Origin of the sequence: Kribbella turkmenica, from assembly GCF_004348725.1 — a bacterium.
GTDB lineage: Bacteria > Actinomycetota > Actinomycetes > Propionibacteriales > Kribbellaceae > Kribbella > Kribbella turkmenica.
The window spans coordinates 1-1,646 of record NZ_SMKR01000329.1; the positions used below are offsets into that span (position 1 = coordinate 1).

Below are 1,646 nucleotides of genomic sequence, written 5' to 3' on the forward strand. Positions count from 1 at the left end.
CTGGTGCGGGTAGTGGTAGTCGGTGGGTGGTGCGAAGGTTTCCTTCATGGAGCGTGGGCTGGCCCAGCGGATGAGGTTCCACATCGAGCCGGCCTTGTCGTTGGTGCCGGACGCGCGGGATCCGCCGAACGGCTGCTGCCCGACGACCGCGCCGGTCGGCTTGTCGTTGACGTAGAAGTTCCCGGCCGCGAACCGCAGGTAGTCCGCGGCCGCGGCGATCGCGTGCCGGTCCTGGGCGATGACCGCTCCGGTGAGCCCGTACGGCGCCGCGTTCTCCATCTGTTTGAGCACGGTGTCGTAGTCGGTGTCGTCGTACACGTGCACGCCGAGGATCGGGCCGAAGTACTCGGTGGTGAAGATCTCGTCGGTCGGGTCCTCGGACACCAGCAGCGTCGGCCGGACGAAGTAGCCCTCGCTGTCGTCACAGGTGCCACCGGCAACGACGTCGAGGGCGTCGGTGGTCCGGGCCCGGTCCAGCGCGGCCTTGTGCTTGGCGAACGCGCGGTCGTCGATCACCGCGCCGAGGAAGTTCGACAGGTCGGTGACGTCGCCCATGGTGAGCGACTCGGTCTCGGCGACCAGGTCGTCGCGGATCCGGTCCCACACCGAGCGGGCGACGTAGGCCCGGCTGGCCGCGGAGCACTTCTGCCCCTGGTACTCGAACGCGCCGCGCACCATCGCGGTCTTCAGCACCGCCGGGTCGGCCGAGGGGTGGGCGAGGATGAAGTCCTTGCCGCCGGTCTCGCCGACCAGCCGCGGGTAGGTCTTGTACGCCGCGATATTCGCACCGACCGTCGACCACAGCGACTGGAACGTCTTGGTGGACCCGGTGAAGTGGATGCCGGCCAGGTCCGGGTGGGTCAGCGCCGACCTGGACACCTCGATACCGTCGCCGGTCACCAGGTTGATCACCCCGCCCGGCAGGCCCGCGGCCTCGAACAGCCGCATCGTCCAGTGCGCCGCGAACTGCTGGGTCGGCGACGGCTTCCACACCACCGTGTTGCCCATCAGCGCGGGCGCGGACGGCAGGTTGCCCGCGATCGCGGTGAAGTTGAACGGCGTGATCGCGTACACGAACCCCTCCAGCGGCCGGTAGTCGACCCGGTTCCACACCCCCGGCGACGAGATCGGCTGGTCACTGACGATCTGCCGCGCGAACGCCACGTTGAACCGCAAGAAGTCGATCAACTCACACGCCGCGTCGATCTCGGCCTGCTGCACCGTCTTCGACTGCCCCAGCATCGTGGCCGCGTTCAAGACGTCGCGCCACGGACCGGCCAGCAAGTCGGCGGCCTTCAAGAAGATCGCCGCCCGGTCGTCGAACGACAGCGACCGCCACGCCGGCGCCGCCGCCAGCGCCGCGTCCACGGCCGCCTGCCCGTCCGCCGCGGTCGCGTTGCCCAGCGTCCCGAGCACGTGCGCGTGCTTGTGCGGCTGGACCACCTCGATCGGGACACCACCACCGAGCCGCTGCTCACCACCGATCGTGCACGTCAGATCGATCCCCCCGGCCGCGGTGAACTCCTTCAGCTTCGCCTCCAAACTCGCCCGCTCCAACGATCCGGGCGCATACCCCTTCACAGGCTCATTGGCGGGCGTAGGAACAGCGGTGACGGCATCCATACTGCGACACTCCTCGATCAGGT

1 protein-coding gene is annotated in these 1,646 nt (G+C 69.0%); it reads right to left on the reverse strand.

The features are described from left to right. A partial coding sequence (gene pruA, locus E1218_RS35670; protein WP_233712703.1) for an L-glutamate gamma-semialdehyde dehydrogenase occupies positions 1-1,581 on the reverse strand: 1,581 nt, incomplete at its 3' end. Positions 1,582-1,646: the final 65 nt, after the last annotated feature.